The sequence below is a fragment of the Lysinibacillus sp. GW247-5R2A genome (genome assembly GCF_059424475.1).
The window spans coordinates 1-2911 of the sequence record NZ_JBWKZL010000030.1 but is presented as its reverse complement, the minus strand read 5'-3'; the positions used below and the strand labels follow the sequence as shown (position 1 = coordinate 2911).

Genomic DNA, 2911 nt, shown 5'->3' with positions numbered 1-2911 from the left:
CGATTAGTATTCGTCAGCTCCATGTGTCACCACACTTCCACCTCGAACCTATCTACCTCATCGTCTTTGAGGGATCTTACTTACTTGCGTAATGGGAAATCTCATCTTGAGGGGGGCTTCATGCTTAGATGCTTTCAGCACTTATCCCGTCCACACATAGCTACCCAGCGATGCCTTTGGCAAGACAACTGGTACACCAGCGGTGTGTCCATCCCGGTCCTCTCGTACTAAGGACAGCTCCTCTCAAATTTCCTACGCCCACGACGGATAGGGACCGAACTGTCTCACGACGTTCTGAACCCAGCTCGCGTACCGCTTTAATGGGCGAACAGCCCAACCCTTGGGACCGACTACAGCCCCAGGATGCGATGAGCCGACATCGAGGTGCCAAACCTCCCCGTCGATGTGGACTCTTGGGGGAGATAAGCCTGTTATCCCCGGGGTAGCTTTTATCCGTTGAGCGATGGCCCTTCCATGCGGAACCACCGGATCACTAAGCCCGTCTTTCGACCCTGCTCGACTTGTAGGTCTCGCAGTCAAGCTCCCTTGTGCCTTTACACTCTACGAATGATTTCCAACCATTCTGAGGGAACCTTTGGGCGCCTCCGTTACCTTTTAGGAGGCGACCGCCCCAGTCAAACTGTCCGCCTGACACTGTCTCCTGCCCCGCTAAGGGGCATGGGTTAGAATTTCAATACAACCAGGGTAGTATCCCACCGACGCCTCCTTCGAAGCTGGCGCTCCGAGATCTCTGGCTCCTACCTATCCTGTACAAGTTGTACCAAAATTCAATATCAGGCTACAGTAAAGCTCCACGGGGTCTTTCCGTCCTGTCGCGGGTAACCTGCATCTTCACAGGTACTATAATTTCACCGAGTCTCTCGTTGAGACAGTGCCCAGATCGTTACGCCTTTCGTGCGGGTCGGAACTTACCCGACAAGGAATTTCGCTACCTTAGGACCGTTATAGTTACGGCCGCCGTTTACTGGGGCTTCAATTCGCAGCTTCGCTTGCGCTAACCACTCCTCTTAACCTTCCAGCACCGGGCAGGCGTCAGCCCCTATACGTCACCTTACGGTTTTGCAGAGACCTGTGTTTTTGCTAAACAGTCGCCTGGGCCTATTCACTGCGGCTCTCATGCGCTTGCACGCTCAAGAGCACCCCTTCTCCCGAAGTTACGGGGTCATTTTGCCGAGTTCCTTAACGAGAGTTCTCTCGCACACCTTAGGATTCTCTCCTCGACTACCTGTGTCGGTTTGCGGTACGGGCACCTCTCACCTCGATAGAGGCTTTTCTTGGCAGTGTGAAATCAGGAACTTCGTCCATACGGACTCGCCATCACAGCTCAACGTTACAGTGTGCGGATTTGCCTACACACACGCCTTACTGCTTGGACGCGCATAACCAACAGCGCGCTTACCCTATCCTACTGCGTCCCCCCATTTCTCAAACGGTGAGGAGGTGGTACAGGAATATCAACCTGTTGTCCATCGCCTACGCCTATCGGCCTCGGCTTAGGTCCCGACTAACCCTGAGCGGACGAGCCTTCCTCAGGAAACCTTAGTCATACGGTGGACGGGATTCTCACCCGTCTTTCGCTACTCATACCGGCATTCTCACTTCTAAGCGCTCCACCAGTCCTTCCGGTCTGACTTCAACGCACTTAGAACGCTCTCCTACCACTGACATCGTAGATGTCAATCCACAGCTTCGGTGAATCGTTTAGCCCCGATACATTTTCGGCGCAGCGTCACTCGACCAGTGAGCTATTACGCACTCTTTAAATGATGGCTGCTTCTAAGCCAACATCCTGGTTGTCTGTGCAACGCCACATCCTTTTCCACTTAACGATTACTTTGGGACCTTAGCTGGTGGTCTGGGCTGTTTCCCTTTTGACTACGGATCTTATCACTCGCAGTCTGACTCCCGTGTATAAATATCTGGCATTCGGAGTTTGTCTGAATTCGGTAAACCGGGATGGCCCCCTAGTCCAAACAGTGCTCTACCTCCAGTATTCTCATCACGAGGCTAGCCCTAAAGCTATTTCGGAGAGAACCAGCTATCTCCAAGTTCGATTGGAATTTCTCCGCTACCCACACCTCATCCCCGCACTTTTCAACGTGCGTGGGTTCGGGCCTCCAGTAAGTGTTACCTCACCTTCACCCTGGACATGGGTAGATCACCTGGTTTCGGGTCTACGACCACGTACTAATTCGCCCTATTCAGACTCGCTTTCGCTGCGGCTCCGCCTTCTAAAGCTTAACCTCGCACGTAATCGTAACTCGCCGGTTCATTCTACAAAAGGCACGCTATCACCCATTAACGGGCTCTAACTACTTGTAGGCACACGGTTTCAGGATCTCTTTCACTCCCCTTCCGGGGTGCTTTTCACCTTTCCCTCACGGTACTGGTTCACTATCGGTCACTAGGTAGTATTTAGCCTTGGGAGATGGTCCTCCCGGATTCCGACGGAATTTCACGTGTTCCGCCGTACTCAGGATCCACTCAGGAGGGAACGAACTTTCGACTACAGGGCTTTTACCTGCTCTGGCGGACCTTTCCAAGTCGCTTCATCTAACTCGCTCTTTTGTAACTCCGTATTGAGTGTCCTACAACCCCAAGAGGCAAGCCTCTTGGTTTGGGCTCTTCCCGTTTCGCTCGCCGCTACTCAGGGAATCGATTTTTCTTTCTCTTCCTCCAGGTACTTAGATGTTTCAGTTCCCTGGGTCTGCCTTCAAGACGCTATGTATTCACGTCAAGATACTACGCGATTAAACGTAGTGGGTTCCCCCATTCGGAAATCTCCGGATCAAAGCTCACTTACAGCTCCCCGAAGCATATCGGTGTTAGTGCCGTCCTTCTTCGGCTCCTAGTGCCAAGGCATTCGCCGTGCGCCCTTAATAACTTAACC

The 2911-nt window shown here is 52.6% G+C and carries 1 rRNA gene; it reads right to left on the bottom strand.

From position 1 onward, the window contains the following. Positions 1–2911 (bottom strand): 23S ribosomal RNA (locus AC07YC_RS22755); the annotation flags it as partial.